The organism is Microscilla marina ATCC 23134, from assembly GCF_000169175.1.
Lineage (GTDB): Bacteria > Bacteroidota > Bacteroidia > Cytophagales > Microscillaceae > Microscilla > Microscilla marina.
This window is the reverse complement of record NZ_AAWS01000024.1, coordinates 104479-123924: the sequence shown is the minus strand read 5'-3', so window position 1 is coordinate 123924 and position 19446 is coordinate 104479. Positions and strand designations below refer to the sequence as shown.

12 protein-coding genes are annotated in these 19446 nt (G+C 39.8%); 1 reads left to right on the top strand and 11 read right to left on the bottom strand.

What is annotated here, in order from left to right:
• Positions 1-39: 39 nt before the first annotated feature.
• The 6 genes from M23134_RS21295 to M23134_RS38620 form a co-directional block, all read right to left on the bottom strand.
• Positions 40-1272, bottom strand: coding sequence for a parallel beta-helix domain-containing protein (locus M23134_RS21295; protein WP_002699797.1), 1233 nt, complete (start codon positions 1270-1272; stop codon positions 40-42).
• Between the two features lie 23 nt (positions 1273-1295).
• On the bottom strand, positions 1296-2381 hold the full coding sequence (locus M23134_RS21290) for a T9SS type A sorting domain-containing protein (protein WP_002699796.1): 1086 nt from the start codon (positions 2379-2381) through the stop codon (positions 1296-1298).
• 50 nt (positions 2382-2431) lie between these two features.
• A complete protein-coding gene (locus M23134_RS21285; protein ID WP_002699795.1) occupies positions 2432-3622 on the bottom strand; it encodes a parallel beta-helix domain-containing protein in 1191 nt (396 codons plus the stop codon).
• A gap of 85 nt (positions 3623-3707) precedes the next feature.
• On the bottom strand, positions 3708-4775 hold the full coding sequence (locus M23134_RS21280) for a DUF1573 domain-containing protein (RefSeq protein WP_002699794.1): 1068 nt from the start codon (positions 4773-4775) through the stop codon (positions 3708-3710).
• Between the two features lie 91 nt (positions 4776-4866).
• Entirely contained in the window at positions 4867-5913 is a 1047-nt protein-coding gene (locus M23134_RS21275) for a T9SS type A sorting domain-containing protein (RefSeq protein WP_157558578.1), read from the bottom strand.
• Positions 5914-6018: 105 nt separating this feature from the next.
• Entirely contained in the window at positions 6019-6774 is a 756-nt protein-coding gene (locus tag M23134_RS38620) for a hypothetical protein (protein WP_002699791.1), read from the bottom strand.
• Positions 6775-7214: 440 nt separating this feature from the next.
• Here M23134_RS38620 and M23134_RS38615 point away from each other — a divergent pair, with 440 nt between their 5' ends.
• Positions 7215-7745 carry a calcium-binding protein gene (locus M23134_RS38615; protein WP_002699789.1) on the top strand — a complete coding sequence of 177 codons (531 nt, stop codon included), beginning with the start codon at positions 7215-7217 and terminating at the stop codon, positions 7743-7745.
• A gap of 402 nt (positions 7746-8147) precedes the next feature.
• Here the strand turns inward: M23134_RS38615 and M23134_RS21260 are convergent, their stop codons facing one another.
• The 5 genes from M23134_RS21260 to M23134_RS21240 form a co-directional block, all read right to left on the bottom strand.
• Positions 8148-10259 (bottom strand): tetratricopeptide repeat protein, encoded by a 2112-nt coding sequence (locus M23134_RS21260; protein ID WP_082226640.1) that lies wholly within the window; start codon positions 10257-10259, stop codon positions 8148-8150.
• Positions 10260-10507: 248 nt separating this feature from the next.
• A complete protein-coding gene (locus tag M23134_RS21255; protein WP_002699783.1) occupies positions 10508-12496 on the bottom strand; it encodes a tetratricopeptide repeat protein in 1989 nt (662 codons plus the stop codon).
• Positions 12497-12646: 150 nt separating this feature from the next.
• The gene (locus M23134_RS21250) at positions 12647-14635 is read right to left on the bottom strand and encodes a tetratricopeptide repeat protein (protein ID WP_002699781.1); all 1989 of its coding nucleotides are present in this window, start codon (positions 14633-14635) and stop codon (positions 12647-12649) included.
• Positions 14636-14814: 179 nt separating this feature from the next.
• Complete coding sequence (locus M23134_RS21245) at positions 14815-16803, bottom strand: tetratricopeptide repeat protein (RefSeq protein WP_002699779.1); 1989 nt, start codon at positions 16801-16803, stop codon at positions 14815-14817.
• A 184-nt stretch (positions 16804-16987) separates the two neighbouring features.
• Complete coding sequence (locus M23134_RS21240; protein WP_002699778.1) at positions 16988-19219, bottom strand: tetratricopeptide repeat protein; 2232 nt, start codon at positions 19217-19219, stop codon at positions 16988-16990.
• Positions 19220-19446: the final 227 nt, after the last annotated feature.

The window sequence follows — 19446 nt, the reverse complement described above, 5'->3', positions numbered from 1 at the left end:
GATTAAGTGATAAGATTAAATGCATACTGGTTGTTGGTTTCATTTGAACTGTAGCCATACCTTTTCTAGTTTGGGCAGGGTACAGTTGTACGATTGGGCATTGTACCGAATATTTTTAAAGCCTTGAATTGCGTCTATATTGGCAAACAAAGGCGCTTTGTCTTGCACCTCATTGTCTCTAATACACAATGCTTGGTCATTTTTTGTAGCCGGGGCGACAATGCCATCAAAAATAATATGGGGAACAGGCTGTTTGCCAAACCTCAGGTTTTTCAGGTTTTTGCTAAAAGTAGGAGGCTCACCAGCCCTTAGGTAGGTGTTATGGTGAATGCTTACCTTACGGGAGTAATGGTCAAAATAAATGGAGTCAAACTTAGAAGAATCTACCGTGGCAAAACTCATCACCCCGGTGCCCATGGTGCGGTTTCCTACAATTTCGTTGTTAAAAATTTCTACAAAGGGATTAGATACTACCATTACCCCTGTACCCGAGGGTATTTTGGTGACAATTTCGCCCCAGGGACCAAAGTTTTTATAGTTATTGTAGTAGACCTTATTGGCAAATACCCGGGCGTGTCCCCCATTATTCATCAACATGGGCACGCTGCATACCAAGATACCTACCGCGTTGTGCATGGTAAGGTTTTGGTATATATCGGCCCGTACCGAGTTTTCTACATTAATGCCTGATGTATTGTATTCAGCCTCGCAATAGCGTACTACAATGTCGCGCGATTGCCCCACATAAATGCCCGCATCGCAAGCCCCCCGAGCCTGGCAGTGTTCTACCAATACTTGCTGACACATGACCGGGTATAGCCCATAAGCCCCCTGAATGCCCTTGCGTTTGCCTGTCCATTCGGTTTCTACCCTTCTGAAAGTAATTCCCTTGACCCGTATGGCTTTGATGGCATCTCCTTTGGCCTCTTGCACGGTGAGGTCTTCTACGGTGATGTTGGTGCCATTGCTGATGTAAATGCCTTCGGCTCCATCCACCTGGTGTTTAAAGTTGAGCACAGTTTTGCCTATGCCTGCCCCCCGGACGGTAACATTTTTTTTACCTTCCAGCGAAAGGCTTTTTTTGAGGTAAAAAATGCCTTCAGGCAAGGTAAGGGTGTCGCCATTTTGCGCCAGGATAAACTGGGTTTGCCATTTTTTATGGAAATTGGATTGGGCGCAAGCTGCGTTTGCCAAAAAACAAAAGAAAAATAAAGGTAAGCTCAGGCATTTCATAAAACATAGTGGTAATAACCCCTCAACCCAGTTAGCCATTGACCCAAGGGGAGTTTAGTAAATTATTTTTTGATGAGTCGTTTACTGACGCGTAGTCCCTGATTGCCCGACACCTTGATAAGGTATTGACCCGAAAGCCAGGTACGGGTATTGACAGGCAATGTATTGGTGCCAGCAGGTAAGAGTTTGCCCAACAACAAGGTTTGGAGCAATTTGCCGTTATTGTCAAATACCTCGATGGTAATTTCATCGGACTGAGGCAAATATACTTGGATATTGGCTTGGGGGGCTGCCATCGGATTAGGGTATACCTGTACCTGGGCAGGGCGAGGGAAGCCAATGCCTGTATGGTTGGTTGTTTGGCGTTGATTAACAAAACCTGGACAAGCACTTTCTTTGGCACTTTCATCTAATTCTTCTTCTTGTTTTCCAGTTAAAGCATCCAAGGCTGCACTTACACCAAAGCTGGCGAAAAAGGCTTGCCAATTAAGCTTACCGAAAAAAGCGGCTGTGCCACTCACAAATGTTGCAACTTTAGATATGGCACTCGCATTTTCCAATACCTTTTTTTCACCATTGTCCGGTTTTAATTCCCTTTTAGGCTTAGGCTTTGAGCCACAAGATTGACACAAAAAACCAACCCCTCCTGTAGGTCCACCCGAATCATAGCCCCCACAATAATAGTTGGGGTCATCAGCAAAAGCTGCTTCTACTACTTCCTTGGGTATTGGGTAACTCTCCCAAGGACCATTTCTTTCCCGTTCAAATTCTATATTAGGGAAATCACTATACAAACGCCAGGAGATAACTTTGCCATCGGAGTTGATCACTGATACTCCGTATCCATCCGAATTTTTACGTATGACTACTTGAGGAGTAGCTCCTAAGCCAGTTGCACAGCCAATAAGCCCTCCATTGACCCTGACTGAGGTACCTTCTGCTGAGTGGCAACCACCAAAATTAGTGTTAGCCCCTGGCATTGTATCTCTTTTATTGAACATATTGGATAGCAGCATACGTGCTTCTACTTTACTGGCGAGCGAGAGCATTAACATGCGCTCGGTTTTTACCTGTGCAAGCACTGGAGTAAGCCCCCAAAGCACCAACAAAAAGGCGAGCAACCATAAGTTTTGTTTCTGTCGTTTCATTGTGTTATAAAGGTTAAATTGTGCAAAAAAATGCCTACTGATTGTTGGTTTCATTCAGAATTTAGCCACACCTTATCCAGTTTGCGCAACGTACAATTATATTTTTTCTCATTTTTGCGAATATGTTTAAATCCTCCGATCGCATCAATGTCAGCAAACAGGGGCGCTTGATCTAGTACTTGGTTGTTGCGCATGCACAACACTTTTTGAGCAGGTTTAGCAGGGTTGGTTATCCCATCAAAAAGAATATGGGGTACAGCATTGGGTTTTATTTCTAGCCCCGAAAAACGACGGGAAAACACTGTAGGCTTTAGTTCACGTTGGTAGGTGTTGTGGTAGATACTAATGCCACTGGCATAGGCGTTGTAGTATTTTTTGTAGCGTTTGTCTACCGTATAGTTACTCGTAATGCCTGTGCCTACCGTGTGATTATTAATAAAGGTGTTTTCAAATATTTCTACCTCTTGTGCCGCCATAACCAATATGCCTGTGCCCGAAGGAATCGTTGCTACATAATTGCCCTGAGAGGCAAAGTTTTTATAATTGTTGCGATAGAGATTGTTTTTGTATACCCTGATTTTTTTACCGTGCAAACTGATGGCAGGCAGGTTGAACACCAAAATGCCCATGGCGTTGTTATTGACCAAATTATGATATACGTCTACCCGCAGCGAGTTTTCTACCTGAATGCCCGCCACGTTTTGGTCTACCTCACAATAGCGCACAATTACATCTTGCGACTGCCCCACATATATGCCTGCTTCGGTGGCTCCGCGCGCTTCGCAATGCTCTACCAGTACTTTGTGACAAACCACTGGGTACAAGCCATAAGCCCCATTGCTGGCTTTGGGTGTCCCGGTCCATTCGGTTCTGATGCGACGAAAAACGACCCCTTCTGTCTCACTTACCTTAATAGCATCGCCCAAGGCATCTTGCACAGTGAATCCTTCGAGCACAATGTTGTTGCCATTGGTTACCCTGATGCCCTCGGCTCCTGCTTGTTGTTTTTTGAAGTTTAAGATGGTTTTGTTTATGCCTTTGCCCCGAATGGTGATGTTGTTTTTCCCTTCCATCGAGAGGCTTTTTTTGAAATAATAAGTACCCGCTGGTAACTCTATTGTGCCTCCATCGGCTACCATAATCAACTGGGTCTGAAGTTGTTTATAGACACTGTCTTGCCCCTGGGCAAAGGCACTCCAGAGCAGGAGCAAGATCCACAGGCTTATTTGTTTGTATAACATGAGTTGGTTGCTTTTTGGGGTTGCTTTGACTAAGGCTAATTTGGTCCGTTCTTTTGATTGGTTATACCTTGCAGGTCAACAATCGTTACTTGGTTTTTTTCTTCACCTCGGCGTGCACCGTCAGGCGGGTTTGAGGCTTCGAGGGGTCATTGACCGTCAGCATCACTACCAACTGGCGTTTGCCAAACTGACGTTTGCCGGGCGTGTAGTCTACCCGCAAATGGGTACTACTGCCTGGCACCAAAGTGCTGCTTTCAGCCACCACTTTCAGGCATTTGCAGGAGGTTTTTATTTGACGGATAAACAACACATCATTTCCTGTATTGGTCAGTTGAAACCTCCCTGTTTTACTTTCTCCGGTTACTGTGGCAGGCAACAGCAAACTGTCTTGTGTGATGCTTGCCTGGGCTTTTTTGTTCAAAAGCAGGGCTTTGGCGAAGTCTTCTTTGATATTGGAGGTGGCTTGTAGCCGAATACTATCTTTTTTGCCCGATATAAGTTGAATGGGCAGGCTGAACGTTTCAAAAGAAAAGCCCCATTGATCGCTGGCGGGTACATTCCAAACCAGTCCCAGACTGTCGTCTGCCTGAGGCTGTAAAACAGCAGAAGAGGTAAGCAAATGCAGTCCTTGGGGCAGGTGTAGTTGGTCTGTCAAAATTGTAATGGGTGTTTTTCCGGTGTTGGTTACAGGCAGCCACAGGGTGTCGGTTTGATTGTGCCACAGTTGCCCAAAATTGAAGAGATTGGCTTTCCAACGCAGGTTGCCTGTTATAATTGGGTAAGGGTGGGGTATTACCTCCCCTGTAATGAATACTTCAGCTTTGGTTTTGAGCCCTTTGGCGAGTAAACGAATCTTTTTATGAAACTTGCCAGGTCGCCCGTTGGGGTCATATTGCACCTTCAGGGTGCCTTGTTCTCCTGGTTGCAAGGGTTTTTGACTTACTTTGGGCACTGTACACCCACAAGTTACATAGGTAGCCTCTATCTGAATAATAGTATCAGAGGCATTGGTAAAAGTAAAAGTAGTATTGACAACTCCACCTGTTTCGTGAATGCGCCCAAACTGATGGGTGGTACGGTCAAAGCGGATGCCTTGAGCAAAGCCGATGACTTGCATAAAACATAGAATAAAGGTAAAAGTGAGTGACTTCATGGGTAATGAAAGGGTTAAATAAGTGGTAGAGAGAAGTAAGGAGAAAAAAGAAAAGTGGCAGAAGCCACTTTTCTCATTAATAAAAACAAAATTACTTTTTCACCAAACGGTGGGTCAATTGTAAACCCTGGTTTCCAGTTACTTTTAAGATGTAAATGCCCGCAGCTAAGTCTTGTACTTGCAAAGGAATTTGGTTCATTCCCTTGGCAAAGCGTTGACCCATGACTACAGTTTTACGATGGCTTCCTTGCTGGTCAAATATCTCAATGGTAAGGTCACCCGCTTCTGGCAAACGTAGGTTAAGGGTGCTCATCGCACTGGCAGGGTTGGGTTGTACACCTGCTACTATTGGTTGGGTGGTACCTGTGTAAAAGGAAGTTTGACGTTTAATGTCAACATCACAAGCCTCAAGTGCGCTGTTAGCATGTTCCTTGAGAAGAACAGAAAGCGCAAGAGCTGTTCCTGCACCAGCTGCGGTTACTACAGCCACCCCTTTAGTCCACATAACCCCTACAGCTGGTGCAGCAGCACCTCCAGTCTTCACTAATGATACCACTCCTGCCACGACTACTAGGCTAATTCCTCCGTATGTGATAAGCTTCTCTACTCCGTTAGTAGCAAACTGGGCAGCCTTTAGTATAAATCTTGTCTTATTTGTACAACCACTACAAACAGCAGCATCTATGTCAACCTTGCCGTTTTTAACCTTGGCTCTACTACTACAAGCAAATTCATCACCGTCTGCTATCTTGTCATAGTCTACCATATTATCTCCAAGTACAACAGGGGTTTTGGTAGCACCACAATCAGCACTAAGGGAAATAACCGGTGGGGTATTGGTAAAAGTATGAGAGTCTGTCACCATTTCACCGTTTTCGTTAAAATAATGTATCCTATATACACGTGTTTTTGTCCCATCATTGCCCACTACATTACGCACAGATGTCCATAAGTTTGGTCCATCACTATTTTTGTTATAAACACAGCCATAAGACTTAGTAGCACTTGTTTTTCCTCCAAACAATTCGAGGGAATTAGGACAACGACAATTGGTAGCTGATGAATTATTCTTAGCTAAGACATCACCCAACCCCAACAGGCACAGCAATCCTAGCATATATACATATTTTAGTTTCATAACTTTTCTTGTTTTAAAAATTTGATAAGTAATAAAAAAAGGGTGAAGTCTTTGCCCCATTGCTTGCAATGTGGTTGCCTCCACCCTCACCTTAATTTACCTCAATTATTTTTTTAGCTGTGCCTTTTTCAAAGCTTCAATCTCTTTTTGCTGGGCAATGGTGTGTAGGGTAAGCTCCTCAATCTTTTTCAGCAAAATTTTGGTCATGCCTCCTACATCGTAGCCATCTGCTGCTACTACTTTAGCCGAAGGCACCTCAGGCAGGTGTTGGTTTTGCTTGATAAATGCTTCAGTGTCTTTTAGGCTAGGTAGTTTATAATCGTTGGCAAATACATAGTCAGGCCAGTCGCTGCTGTTTTGCAAGTGTATTTCTTCAAACAAACCTTTGCCATCTACTGCTACCATATACCCGCTTGGCAATATCCCTGGTACACTGCCATCTATTACCAGTTTTTTGGCATGAAAAACCCCATTTTTTTGCATTAAAAACTCCCAACGGTTGGCTGCACTACCCACAGGGTCTCTACCAATGTAAAGCCCTTGGTTGTTGCCAGAGTGGTGGAACTGCCACAGGTCTACACCATTTGCTACTGTTCCATCATAAAGTATTAAATCGCGCCCTACCCACATCGACTGGTGAGAAAGAAAGTCGGCATTGGTTAATCGCAACTGATTATCATTAATAAGTTGAAGGCGAGCATCAAAGTCACTGCCATCATTCTTAAAGTCAATTCTTCCAGGATGCGTACCATTTCCCAACTCTATAAAACCCGTGGTAGTTTGTGCCTGGGTAGTGTAAGTGCCTATTACCAACAAGGCAACCAAAGCAAATGCATGTGAAAAGTATTTTCGTATGTTCATGTTAGATAATGATTTAAAAAGATTAAGAGTAAAACAAGTGTAAACATCGCGATTTATTACAGTAGCAAATCTATGGCAAAGGCAGGGATGAATGCAAGTTTACCGGGGTGACTAATTGAGGACATTCTTCGAGATTTACAAACTATAACACCAAGTAAGTGTACTGTTTTTCAGTGATTTAATTTTCTTTGCAATCATTTTAACGAAGCAATTATTCAGGACAAGTACCTGTCAGGCAAATAAGAAAATCACCACATTTACTCGTTACCTCCCTTATATTTTTTTCTTGAAAAAGTTAAATTATCTCAGTTTATAATCACGTCTTTAAACTTGTCCAAAACTGTCCTCATGCTGTCCTGTCAATTGTGGTAGTGGTGTCTGAGTAGCCCCCTACATTTGTTCCAGGTTTTTATTTAATTCATTAAACAATATTTATTATTATGAAAAAGGTTAGTTTAATTTTACTGTTAATTGTGGCAATGACAGGCTACAGTTGTTCAAACCAAGAAAAAGTAGAACCCAATAAACAAGCAGGGATAAATGCTGATTTGGAAAACGCTGTAATACCAGGCACCAGTGGCAACAATACTTTGTATGGTACTGGCGGAAATGATACCATGTATGGCTACGGAGGAAACGATACAATGTACGGAGGAGGTGGAAACGATGTATTGTACGGGGGTAAAGGCAACGATCGGTTGTATGGAGACGCAGGCAGAGACAACATACATGGACAAGATGGTGACGATAATATCTATTATCGGGCAGATGTAGATGGAGTAGATGGAAGAATGGATGGTGGCTCTGGAAACGATGCCATTCATATTATTGGCAATGTTAGCCCAAATGATGTGGTAATTGTTAACAACTGGAAGCAAATATATGTGAAAAGCCAGAAGGTAATGACTTATGGATACATTGAGCGTTTCTATGTAAATGGTCAGCAAATACTGCCTATCAACGTATATTAAACATATATACCTTGTTTAAAAACCACCACCACCTCTTTTATAAAAGAGGTGGTGGTGGTTTTTTTAGTTGCTCTACACTTGATATAAAGACCTGGGTGTAGGCTTTTATCAAGCCATATACGTTTATAGTCAGTAAAAAACACCAATCAATGAATGCCTCTAAACATGACAATAGTCCATAGTATTTAGTCGATAGTCCATAGCTGATTCGAGTAAATGTTCACCTTGTTAAATGCTGTAAACCAGTATTTTATATTAAGATTGTATACTCACTTTATTTTTAAAAGTGTTTCGGTTTTATGCCTCAACACCCCATTAAATAGTTTTTAAATTCATCAATGACTGATCACCAGCAAACAACTTTGACTAAAATCACTGCAGAGTATTGACCTGAGGAAGCAGTTACATATTTCTGAAGTATTCTCTGAGTGCTTCAGTAGAAGGCAAGTTCATTTTCTTGCGCAAACGCAATTTGGCTTTGCGGGCACTTTCGGGTGAAATATTCATAAACTCTGCTATGTCATAGGTATCCAGGTTGAGCCTGATCAAGGCACTCAACTTTAGTTCATAGGTTGTCAGTTCAGGAAAAGAAGTTTTTAATTTTTTGTAGAAACTAGGATGGGCAAGTTCAAAGGTCTGAGTAAAATTGTTCCAGGCTTCAGTAGCTTTCACTTCTTTTTTCATTTGTTTGTTCAAGGTTTGAATGTTGTCTTTTACAGTACCTTTGGCCTGTTTTATCAACTCGGTTAACTCTTGTGACCAGGTTTCTATCAACTGTTGTTTTTGTACTAAATACAAGGCCTGCTTGGTAAGTTCATGGTCTTTACTTTCAAGGTTTACCTGAAAAATCTCTTTAATTTTTTCATCTATATGCAGCTGCTCTCGCAATGCTACTTCTTCTATCTCCTTTCTTAGTATTTGTTCTTCCAGCAACTCTTTTTGGGTTTCTTTCAAAACCAGGTTCTGTAAAATATGCTTACGTTTTTGTTTGTTCCACACAGCTACTCCTATGAGCAATAATGTCATGGCCAATAAAGAAGCAATGGCAATATAAAGGCGTAGACGATTGGTAAGTTTTTGCTGTTGTATCTGAGTTTCAAACCGTTTTTCTGCCTGTTGTCGAGCTGTGGTCAGAGAGTCCTGGTATTTTCGGTATTTGTACTGATCTTCTGCTTGAGAGATTTTACGGATTATCTCTTTGTTTACCAAACTATCTTCCATTTGTTTGTATAGTTGGTAATGTGTGTAGGCCTTTTTAAAATCTTTGAGAGCTTCGTATGTTTTGGCACTTAAAGCGGCAACATCCCTGATGGCTGCCAAGCGAGCAGATTTTTGTGCTTTCGCCATTCCTTCCTTAGTAAAAACCAATACCTTATCGTATTTCTTTTGTTCATAGGCTACTGTACCCAATCCCAATAAAGTTTCACTTAACAGGGCATTTTCCTTTGTTTTTTTTCTCAAATGCAATGCTTTTCTGAAATATTTTTCTGAAACTTTATATTGCTTTTGGCTTAAATACACATTGGCTAAGCCCTGATAAGCAGCAGATTGTGTACTTTGTTCATTGGTTTTTTTTGATATACTGAGCGCATTCTGGTAAACCTGTTTTGCATGAAAGAATTCGTTTAATTGATGGTAACACTCACCCATGGCCACATAGTTGCTTCCCAATCCGTACTTATTCCCCAAGCGTTTATCAATCTTTACGGCTCTTAAGTAATATTGCAATGCTTGAGTATAGTTACCCAAGGATTTATACACATTGCCAATTTTACCATAATTAAGTGCGACAATCGTTGTGTCGCCAAAATTTTCGGCAACGGTTAATGATTGTTGGTGATACTTCAATGCCCTTGAATAGTACCCCATGTTTTGATAGGCAACCCCAATATTATTATAGCTCATTGCCTCAAAACGCTTTTCACTATATTTCATCCGTAGCTTCAACGCCTTGTAATGGTGTTTCAAGGCTTTTTTATAGTTGCCTTGCAAGGTATACACATTACCCATGTTGTTATAGCTATGTGCGATCAGGTTTTGATCCCCTACTTTTATTTTTACTTTCAGCGATTGCTGATAGTATTGCATTGCTTTAGTGTAGTTTCCTTGATTTTTGTTTACTACTCCCAAACCGTTGTAAGCATTTGCAATCCCTACCGGGTATTTTGCTTTTTGGGATATACTTAGTGTCTTGTGAAATAATCTTTCTGATTCCTTATAATGGTTTTTCATATAAGTAATCCAACCTAAACAGTAGTAAGCATCGGCTATGCCTTTTGGATAGTTGTTTTTCTGAGCCAGGTTGATAGCCAAGCTAGCATAGTAAGCTACCTTACTTGAATCGTTAAAACGATATTGTTTTGCCAATGAGTTGTACAAATTGATCTTATTTTTATCTTGTTTTGCCGCTGTTAGTAGATGTTTTAGAGAGTCGATAGTAGGTTGTTGTTGAGCAAAAGCAGGGTTTGTATACGCAAGAATGAAGAGCATAGAAAGCAATAGATGATATAGCATAAATTAACCAGTTTAATAGATTTAAAAAAGAGTATGTGGTATAGTCAGGAAGCAAAATATTTTATTACCTGATACTAATCTCTCATAAAGCTATACTTTTACAGGTGCTTTACATAAAAAAAACCGGGATTAGGGGTAGACAAACACAAGGACAATCTTGGTTTTTACTAAAGCTAATTCGCTTATAGTCAATATATTACAAAGGATTGCAAAAACATTGGGGGAAGACATCATATTCAGCAAACAATCTACATATTTCGCATAAAGTCTGACAAATCCTGATCAGATATTTTCATTTTTTTCCGCAGGCGAAAGCGGGCTTTTTTGGCACTGTCTAAAGTAATGTTGAGAATAGAAGCCAGTTCGCGTGACTCAAAACCCAGGCGCAACAACGCACATAGTTTGAGGTCATATTCGGTCAAATCAGGAAACTGTTGTTTAAGTCTTTTATAAAAATTAGGATGAGCCATTTCAAAAGTCTGGGTAAAGTTTTCCCAGGACTCTCCCTGTGACAACTCTTTTTTAATCCGTTTGACTACCTCTTTCAAACGGTTGCTCACTACCACATCTTTAGTCGTTTTTATCAACTCTCTTATTTCACGCAAGGTAAGTTCAAGCCCTTGTTGGTGCCTGATGTGATACAATGCTTGTTTGGTAAGTTCATGGTCTTTTTCTTCTATATGGTGTCTTACTTTTCGCTGTTCCTCCTGGTCTACCTGCAACTGTTCTTTGAGAATTTGCCCTTCTATCTCTTTACGCTGTAACTGCTCATTAAGTAATTGTTGTTGTACCGCTTTTAACTCCAGCACTTGTGCATTTTGTTTGCGCCTGTTTTTTTGGCGGCTCAACAACAACCCTACCCCCAGCAACAACCCCACTGCCCCAAACAACAAAGCATAAAGCCAGGCGCGGGTCGTTCGTCGTTTTATCTCAAGCGTGTTCAACTTCTGTTGTTGTTGTCTTTTCAAAGAATCTTGTTGTTGTTGAAACCTAAAAGCACTTTCTATGCGGGTTATTTTTTGCACTTCCTCTTTGTTCATGATCGAATCTCCCGCCTGGTGATAAATCTCAAACACCTGATATGCCTTTTGGTAGTCTCCCTGGGCTTTGTATACGTCTTTTAAAGTATAGGAACTGGCCGATATCTTGTCTAAATGGCCTGTTTCCTGAAACACTTTCATTGCTTTATCAAGGTATGTTACTGCTTTGGTATACTCTTTCAACCCATAGTATGCCTTGCCAATCATCATTTCTGTAGAGGCCATTCCCATTTTGCTTTTTAGCTTACGCCTGATGTTCAAGGCTTTTGTAAGTTGCGAGTGGGCAACATTGTATTTTTTTAGCTTATAATAATAACAGCCGATGTTGTGTAGTAGCCTTGCCACGCCATATTGATTGTTCAGCTTACGGTAAATACTCAATGATTGTTGATAATACCTGAGGGCGGTAGGGTAATCTTTTTGTATTTTATGCATCATTCCAAGGTGGTTATAAACACTGGCAACCCCTCTTTCCTGCTTAAGCTTTATTCTTATGTTTAATGCCTTCATAAAATAGGTTTGTGCTTGTGTATAGTCTTTCAGGTCTATATACAATAGCCCAATATTGTTACAAACCACTGCCACAGTTTTTTCATGGTTGGTGCGTTCCCAGATGTTCAAGGCTTTTTGGTAGTGATCCAGCGCCTTAGGAAAGTTTCCTTGATTAAAAAACACCCCTCCCAAATTATTATAGTTAGCCGCTACCCCAAAGTCATCTTTAAGCTGTTCTTTCAATTTAAGTGCCTTTTGGTAACTTTTGAGTGCTTGTGTATAATGCCCTTGATTTTTATAAATCCCTCCCAGTACATTGTGTATATTTGAGTTTACATTAGTGTCTTTTAACTGCTCGGCAGTAAATAATGCTTTGAACAAAGTAGCTTTAGCCAAAGAATCATAAGATAAACTTTCGTAGAGTTGTGCCAGCCAATAGTGTGCATTCATCTTACCTTTTAGGTAGTTATTTTGTCTGGCAAGTTGCAACGCTTTTTGTACATAAAAAACAGTTTGACTTGAGTCTGTTTGCTTGGCGTACACCTTTGCCAGTTGGTTATATACGGCTACTTTTTTGTGAGGAGAAACAGATTTTTCCAACGCTGCATTCAGAGAATCTATTTTCGAGAGCCGAGTTTGGGCTTTTGCCCAAAAACTACTGCAAATGATCATCAAGATCATACAAAACTGGTGAAACCTTACCATAGCTTTTATTTTGTGGTGAATAGGTGTTTTCTGGCAATTAAACTTGAGAGAATGTATAACAATTCACGGGATTTAAAATAGACAAACAAAGGGGATACATAATTTATGTATTCCAACCAGCCGATGATTTATCGGCTGATTAGAAAAAATTTACACATTCCGCATAAAATCTGACAAATCCTGATCGGATATTTTCATTTTTTTCCGCAGGCGAAAACGGGCTTTTTTGGCACTGTCTAAAGTAATATTGAGAATAGAAGCCAGTTCGCGTGACTCAAACCCCAGGCGTAACAAAGCACATAGTTTGAGGTCATATTCGGTCAAATCAGGAAACTGTTGCTTAAGTCTTTTATAAAAATTAGGATGAGCCATTTCAAAAGTATGGGTAAAGTTTTCCCAGGACTCTCCCCGTGACAACTCTTTTTTAATCCGTTTGACTACCTCTTTCAAACGGTTGCTCACCACCACCTCTTTAGTCGTTTTTATCAACTCTCTTATTTCACGCAAGGTAAGTTCAAGCCCTTGCTCGTGCCTGATGTGATACAAGGCTTGTTTGGTGAGTTCGTGGTCTTTTTCTTCTATATGGTGTCTTACTTTTTGCTGTTCCTCCTGGTCTACCTGCAATTGTTCTTTGAGAATTTGTCCTTCTATCTCTTTACGTTGCAACTGCTCGTTTAGTAATTGTTGTTGTATAGCTTTTAACTCCAACACTTGTGCATTTTGCTTGTACCTGTGTTTTTGGCGGCTCAACAAGGACCCTACCCCCAGCAACAACCCCACTACCCCTAGCAACAAAGTATAAAGCCAGGCGCGGGTTGTTCGTCGTTTTATCTCAAGCGTGTTCAACTTCTGTTGTTGTTGTCTTTTCAAAGAATCTTGTTGTTGCTGAAACCTAAAAGCGCTTTCTATACGGGTTATTTTTTGCACTTCCTCTTTGTTTATGATCGAGTCTTTCGCTTGGTGATAAATCTCAAACACTTGATATGCTTTTTGGTAGTCTCCCTGAGCTTTGTATACTTCTTTTAAAGTACCCGCACTGGCTACTATTTTGTCTAAATATCCTGTTTCCTGAAATACTTTCATTGCTTTATCAAGGTATGTTACTGCTTTGGTATACTCTTTCAACCCATAATATGCTTTGCCTATCATCATTTCTGTAGAGGCCATTCCCATTTTGCTTTTTAGCTTACGCCTGATGTTCAAGGCTTTTGTAAGTTGTGAGTGGGCAACATTGTATTTTTTTAGCTTATAATAATAACAGCCGATATTGTGTAGTAGCCTTGCCACGCCATATTGATTGTTCAGCTTACGGTAAATGCTCAATGATTGTTGATAATACCTGAAGGCTGTAGGGTAGTCTTTTTGTATTTTATACAGCATTCCAAGGTGATTATAAACACTGGCAACCCTCTTTTTCTGCTTAAGTTTTTTCCCTATCTCTAGCGACCTCCTAAAATAAGCCTCAGCCTGTGTGTAATTCATCTGGTCTATATACAATAGTCCAATGTTGTTGCACACTGTTCCAACATTTTTTTCCTGATTGAGGCGTTCCCGAATCCTTAACGCCTTCAGATAGTGGCTTAGAGACATGGGAAAATTTCCCTGTTCTGAATAAACATTTGCCATGTTGTTATAACTGACGGCCATACCAGAATAATTATTAAGTTTTGTATCTAACTGAAGGGCCTTTTGATAGCTTTTAAGGGCCTGTGCATAATGCCCTTGTTTTTTATAAACCCCACCCAGTGTATTGTATATATTTGAGATTTCAGTGGTATCTTGTAGTTGTTCGGCGCTAAACAATGCTTTGAACAGGGTTACTTTAGCTAAAGAATCGTAGAATAAACTTAGGTAGAGTTTTGCAAGCCAATAGTGTGCATCTATGGTTCCCTTTCGGTAGTTGTTTTGCCTGGCCAGTTGCAACGCCTTTTGTACATAAAAAACTGTTTGGCTTGAATCTCTTTGCTTGGCGTATACCTTTGCCATTTGGTTATATGCCGCTACTTTTTTGTGAGGAGACGCAGACTTTTTCAACTCCATATTCAAAGAATCTATTTTCGAGAAACGAGTTTGAGCTTTTGCCCAAAAACTACTACAGATGATCATACAGATCATACAAAACTGGTGAAAACTTACCATAGCTTTTATTTTGTGGTGAATAGGTATTTTGTGGCAATTAAACTTCAGAGAATATAGTTTACATAATAAATTACCGGATTTAACGTAGACATTCCAAGGGATTTTGGACAACTTATTTAAGCTTAAATCACTGTAAGTAAAGTGGTTACATATCATTTAACTGCAACAGGTAAAAAAACTCAAACATCCCGCATAAAGCTTGACAAGTCCTGCTCGGAGAGCTGTAACTTCTTCCGGAGACGAAAGCGGGCTTTTTTGGCACTATCTAAAGTAATGTTGAGAATAGAAGCCAGTTCGCGTGACTCAAACCCCAGGCGCAACAGCGCACATAGTTTGAGGTCATATTCGGTCAAGTCAGGAAACCGTTGCCTAAGCCTTTTATAAAAATTAGGGTGAGCCATTTCAAAAGTCTGGGTAAAGTTTTCCCAGGACTCTCCCTGTGACAACTCTTTTTTAATCCGTTTGACTACCTCTTTCAAACGGTTGCTCACTACCACCTCTTTAGTCGTTTTTATCAACTCTCTTATTTCACGCAAGGTAAGTTCAAGCCCTTGTTGGTGCCTGATGTGATACAAGGCTTGTTTGGTAAGTTCATGGTCTTTTTCTTCTATATGGTGTCTTACTTTTCGTTGTTCCTCCTGGTCTACCTGCAATTGTTCTTTGAGAATTTGTCCTTCTATCTCTTTACGTTGCAACTGCTCGTTTAGTAATTGTTGTTGTATAGCTTTTAACTCCAGCACTTGTGCATTTTGTTTGTACCTGTGTTTTTGGCGGCTCAACAAGGCCCCTACCCCCAGCAATAACCCCACTACCCCTAGCAACAAAGTATAAAGCCAGGCGCGGGTTGTTCGTCGTTTTATCTCAAGCGCGTTCAGCTTCTGTTGTTGTTGTCTTTTCAGAGAATCTTGTTGTTGTTGAAACTTAAAAGCACTTTCTATACGGGCTATTTTTCGTATTTTCTCTTTGTTTACCACAGAGTCAGCCGCCTGGTGGTAAATCTCAAACACCTGATATGCCTTTTGGTAGTCTCCCTGGGCTTTGTATACTTCTTTTAAAGTACCCGCACTGGCTACTATTTTGTCTAAATATCCTGTTTCCTGAAACACTTTCATTGCTTTATCAAGGTATTTTACTGCTTTGGTATGCTCTTTTAACCTATAGTATACCTTGCCTATCATCATTTCTGTAGAGGCAGTACTTATTTTGTTTTGTAGTTTGTGCTTGATAGCCAGGGAAGCTATAAACTTTTGGTAAGCACTTTTATATTTAGTCAATTCATAGTAGCACCAGCCAATATTATGCAGTGACCTTGCCATGCCATATTGATTGTTCAACTTACGGTAAATGTTCAATGATTGTTGATAATATTGAAATGCTACATTATAATTTTGACTTATCATATTCATCTTAGCCAAATTACCATATACATTCGCGATTCCTTTTTCTTGTTTGAATCGCTTTTTTATTTCTAATGACCTCATTAAATAGACTTGTGCTTGTGTGTAATCCCTCTGATTTATATATAATAGCCCAATATTATTACATGCTACACCTACCTCTTTTAGATGATTGGTCTGTTCCCAGATGTTCAAAGCTTTTTGGTAGTGGTCCAGGGACATAGGAAAGTTTCCCTGATTTGAATACACATTTGCCATATTGTTATAATTAGCCGCTACCCCAAAGTCATCTTTAAGCTGTTCCTTCAATTTAAGTGCCTTTTGGTAACTTTTGAGTGCTTGTGTATAATGCCCTTGATTTTTATAAATCCCTCCCAGTACATTGTGTATATTTGAGTTTACATTAGTGTCTTTTAACTGCTCGGCAGTAAATAATGCTTTGAACAAAGTAGCTTTAGCTAAAGAATCATAAGATAAACCCTTGTAGAGTTTTGCAAGCCAATAGTGTGCATTCATCTTACCTTTTAGGTAGTTATTTTGCTCAGCAAGTTGCAACGCCTTTTGTACATAAAAAACAGTTTGACTTGAGTCTGTTTGCTTGGCATACACCTTTGCCAGTTGGTTATATACGGCTACTTTTTTGTGAGGAGAAGCAGATTTTTCCAATGCCACATTCAAAGAATCTATTTTAGAGAGACGAGTTTGGGCGTTTGCCCAAAAACTACTGCAAATGATCATCAAGATCAGACAAAACTGGTGAAACCTTACCATAGCTTTTATTTTGTGGTGAATAGGTATTTTGTGGCAATTAAACTTGAGAGAATGTAGGTTACATAATAATTTACCGGATTTAACGTAGACATTCCAAGGGCTCTTGGACAACTTATTTAAGCTTAAATCACTGTAAGTAAAGTGGTTACATATCATTCAGTTGCAACGAGTAAAAAAAAAAAATTTAAATATCCCGCATAAAGCCTGACAAATCCTGCTCGGATATTTTCATTTTTTTCCGCAGGCGAAAGCGGGCTTTTTTGGCACTATCTAAAGTAATGTTGAGAATAGAAGCCAGTTCGCGTGACTCAAACCCCAGGCGCAACAGCGCACAAAGCTTGAGGTCATATTCGGTCAAGTCAGGAAACCGTTGCCTAAGCCTTTTATAAAAATTGGGATGAGCCATTTCAAAAGTCTGGGTAAAGTTTTCCCAGGGACTTCGCCGTGAAAACTCTTTTTTAATACGTTTTGCCAAGTCTTTTAGACGAGTTTTCGCTGGAGAATCATTTAGTTTAATCATTTCCTGAATTTCTTTCAGTGCCACTTCAAGCAGTTGGGTGTATTGAATCAGATACAACGATTGTTTGGTGAGTTCATGGTCTTTTGTTTCAAGTTTCTCCCTGATCACAAGTTGCTCATGTTGATCTGTTTCCAATTGCTGATGCAAAATTTGTCCCTCTATTTCTTTGTATTTAAGCTGTTGTTGTAACAATTGTTTTTCTGTATTTTTAAATTTAAGCAATTGCTCATTTTTTTTATGATTGTTCTTTATCAGCCATCTGAGCCAAACAGCTCCCAAACATAAAACACCCATTCCAACGGCTAAAAACAATACCTGTATTTGTTTATAGCGGTTTTGCTCTTGCAACAATTTATTTTCTTTTCCCTTCGCCTTTAACAACTCTTCTTTCTCTTTTAGACCATAATTTACCCGTAAAAACGCTGTTTGTTTTGCTTTTTTTATATCATTCAACTCTTGTCGAATCCTGCTATGTTTTTGATGGTTTTTCAATGCGCCAAAGAAATCTCCTTGCAATGAATCGAGCACATATTGATGGCGATAGCTTTCTAATAATATATCCTTGGCATTTAATTGTTCTGCAATTTTTACGGCTTCACTAGCATATTCTCTTGACTTTGGGTAGCGTTTCAAACGGGTCATTACTTTGCTTACATCATTGGCTACATAGGCCTTGTAGTACTTATCGTTGATTTGTTTGAATATGGAATATGCTTTTAAATAATGACTCAGAGCCTTTTGGTATTGCTGTTGCTCAAAATAGATGCTCCCTACTCCATGCAAGCTGGTTCCCTGTTGGTGAAGCATTCCTTTTTTTTCAAAATACATCAATGCTTCGTTGTATACTTCCAAAGATTTTTGGTAGTCCTTGTCAGCAAAATATAATACCGCAATATTGCTTTTGATGTTCATCTCAAAGGCTTTGTGACTTACCTTGACTGCCATACTTAAAGCTTTGTTGTACAGCTTCAACCCTTGTTCGTATTTTTCTAGTTTGGTATATACACTTGCTATACCTGTGAGGCTATATAACAACTTGGTGGTGTCACCTAACTTCGAATGTATCTCTAAAGCTTGATTGTACAGCTTAAGAGCCTCTTCGTGCACGCTCTGAAATTCATATACCTGCCCCTGAAGGCGATATATATCAGCAATGTTACTGGCATCACTTATTTCTTTAGCAAGCTCAAGCGCTTTTTTGCTATACAAAAGTGCTTGACCATAATCGGCTAAATTGCGATTAATTTGTATAAGGTTGATATAGATACTTACCTGATGTTTTTTCTGAGTTGACAGTTCTAAAGCCTCCAGGTAGTGTTTTTGAGCTTCGGCAAAGTTTCCTGTATTGCTGTATACATTGCCTAAGTTATTGTGTATTTTCACCTTCAACTTGACCAAATCTTGCTCTTTACTTGTGCTTACTTTTTTCAAAAACTCAAAAGCTTTTTTATAAGCTGTGGTAGCTTGTTTACTTTCATTTTGGTCGTCCATCATATTCCCCTTGAGCAAGTATACTTTTGCCAGGTCTTTAAAACTTTGTGCTTCTTCATAAAACAACCTTGCCTTATTTAGGTGAGTCTGGGCTTGTGGGTATTTCTTAAGTTTGGTGTACAATACTGCCAGCGTTTGATTACTTGCAGCAATTTGAGATGCTTTAGCTTGATGGGTGGCTATGTTCTGGGCTTTTTTTGCATACTGCAACCCTTTTTCGGGGCTAATGCGCCTATAAAGCATAGCTAATTGGTTGAGTATAGTGATTTGCTGGGTATGATCGGGGCGGTTTAACAAAAGTAGTTGAAGGCTGTCAATGGTTTTTCGCTGAGCCGGGCTTTGGTGAGATAAAAAGAAAAACACAATAAAAATGCTGCATATTGAAATCCGGAAATACAGTAGCATAGCAGTGTTGTAAATATGTATAGTGGTATATTTTAGCGTAATTCAATAAGTGAAAAATACTGAATAATTGTTATATTGCTAGAAATAACATCAACTATTTTTAGGCGAATAGTAAAATACAGTGTCCACTGATATACAACAGCTCACAAAAGCTCAATATCTTCCTACAAAAAACAATACCAATCTACCTACCAAATATCATATGAAAATTTAGCTGGCAGATTGGT

What these genes read in the sequence shown, in the direction of transcription:
- M23134_RS21295 (WP_002699797.1), bottom strand. Translation starts at nt 1,272, where the DNA reads ATGGCTAACTGGGTTGAGGGGTTATTACCACTATGTTTTATGAAATGC.
- M23134_RS21290 (WP_002699796.1), bottom strand. Translation starts at nt 2,381, where the DNA reads ATGAAACGACAGAAACAAAACTTATGGTTGCTCGCCTTTTTGTTGGTG.
- M23134_RS21285 (WP_002699795.1), bottom strand. Translation starts at nt 3,622, where the DNA reads ATGTTATACAAACAAATAAGCCTGTGGATCTTGCTCCTGCTCTGGAGT.
- M23134_RS21280 (WP_002699794.1), bottom strand. Translation starts at nt 4,775, where the DNA reads ATGAAGTCACTCACTTTTACCTTTATTCTATGTTTTATGCAAGTCATC.
- M23134_RS21275 (WP_157558578.1), bottom strand. Translation starts at nt 5,913, where the DNA reads ATGAAACTAAAATATGTATATATGCTAGGATTGCTGTGCCTGTTGGGG.
- M23134_RS38620 (WP_002699791.1), bottom strand. Translation starts at nt 6,774, where the DNA reads ATGAACATACGAAAATACTTTTCACATGCATTTGCTTTGGTTGCCTTG.
- M23134_RS38615 (WP_002699789.1), top strand. Translation starts at nt 7,215, where the DNA reads ATGAAAAAGGTTAGTTTAATTTTACTGTTAATTGTGGCAATGACAGGC.
- M23134_RS21260 (WP_082226640.1), bottom strand. Translation starts at nt 10,259, where the DNA reads ATGCTATATCATCTATTGCTTTCTATGCTCTTCATTCTTGCGTATACA.
- M23134_RS21255 (WP_002699783.1), bottom strand. Translation starts at nt 12,496, where the DNA reads ATGGTAAGGTTTCACCAGTTTTGTATGATCTTGATGATCATTTGCAGT.
- M23134_RS21250 (WP_002699781.1), bottom strand. Translation starts at nt 14,635, where the DNA reads ATGGTAAGTTTTCACCAGTTTTGTATGATCTGTATGATCATCTGTAGT.
- M23134_RS21245 (WP_002699779.1), bottom strand. Translation starts at nt 16,803, where the DNA reads ATGGTAAGGTTTCACCAGTTTTGTCTGATCTTGATGATCATTTGCAGT.
- M23134_RS21240 (WP_002699778.1), bottom strand. Translation starts at nt 19,219, where the DNA reads ATGCTACTGTATTTCCGGATTTCAATATGCAGCATTTTTATTGTGTTT.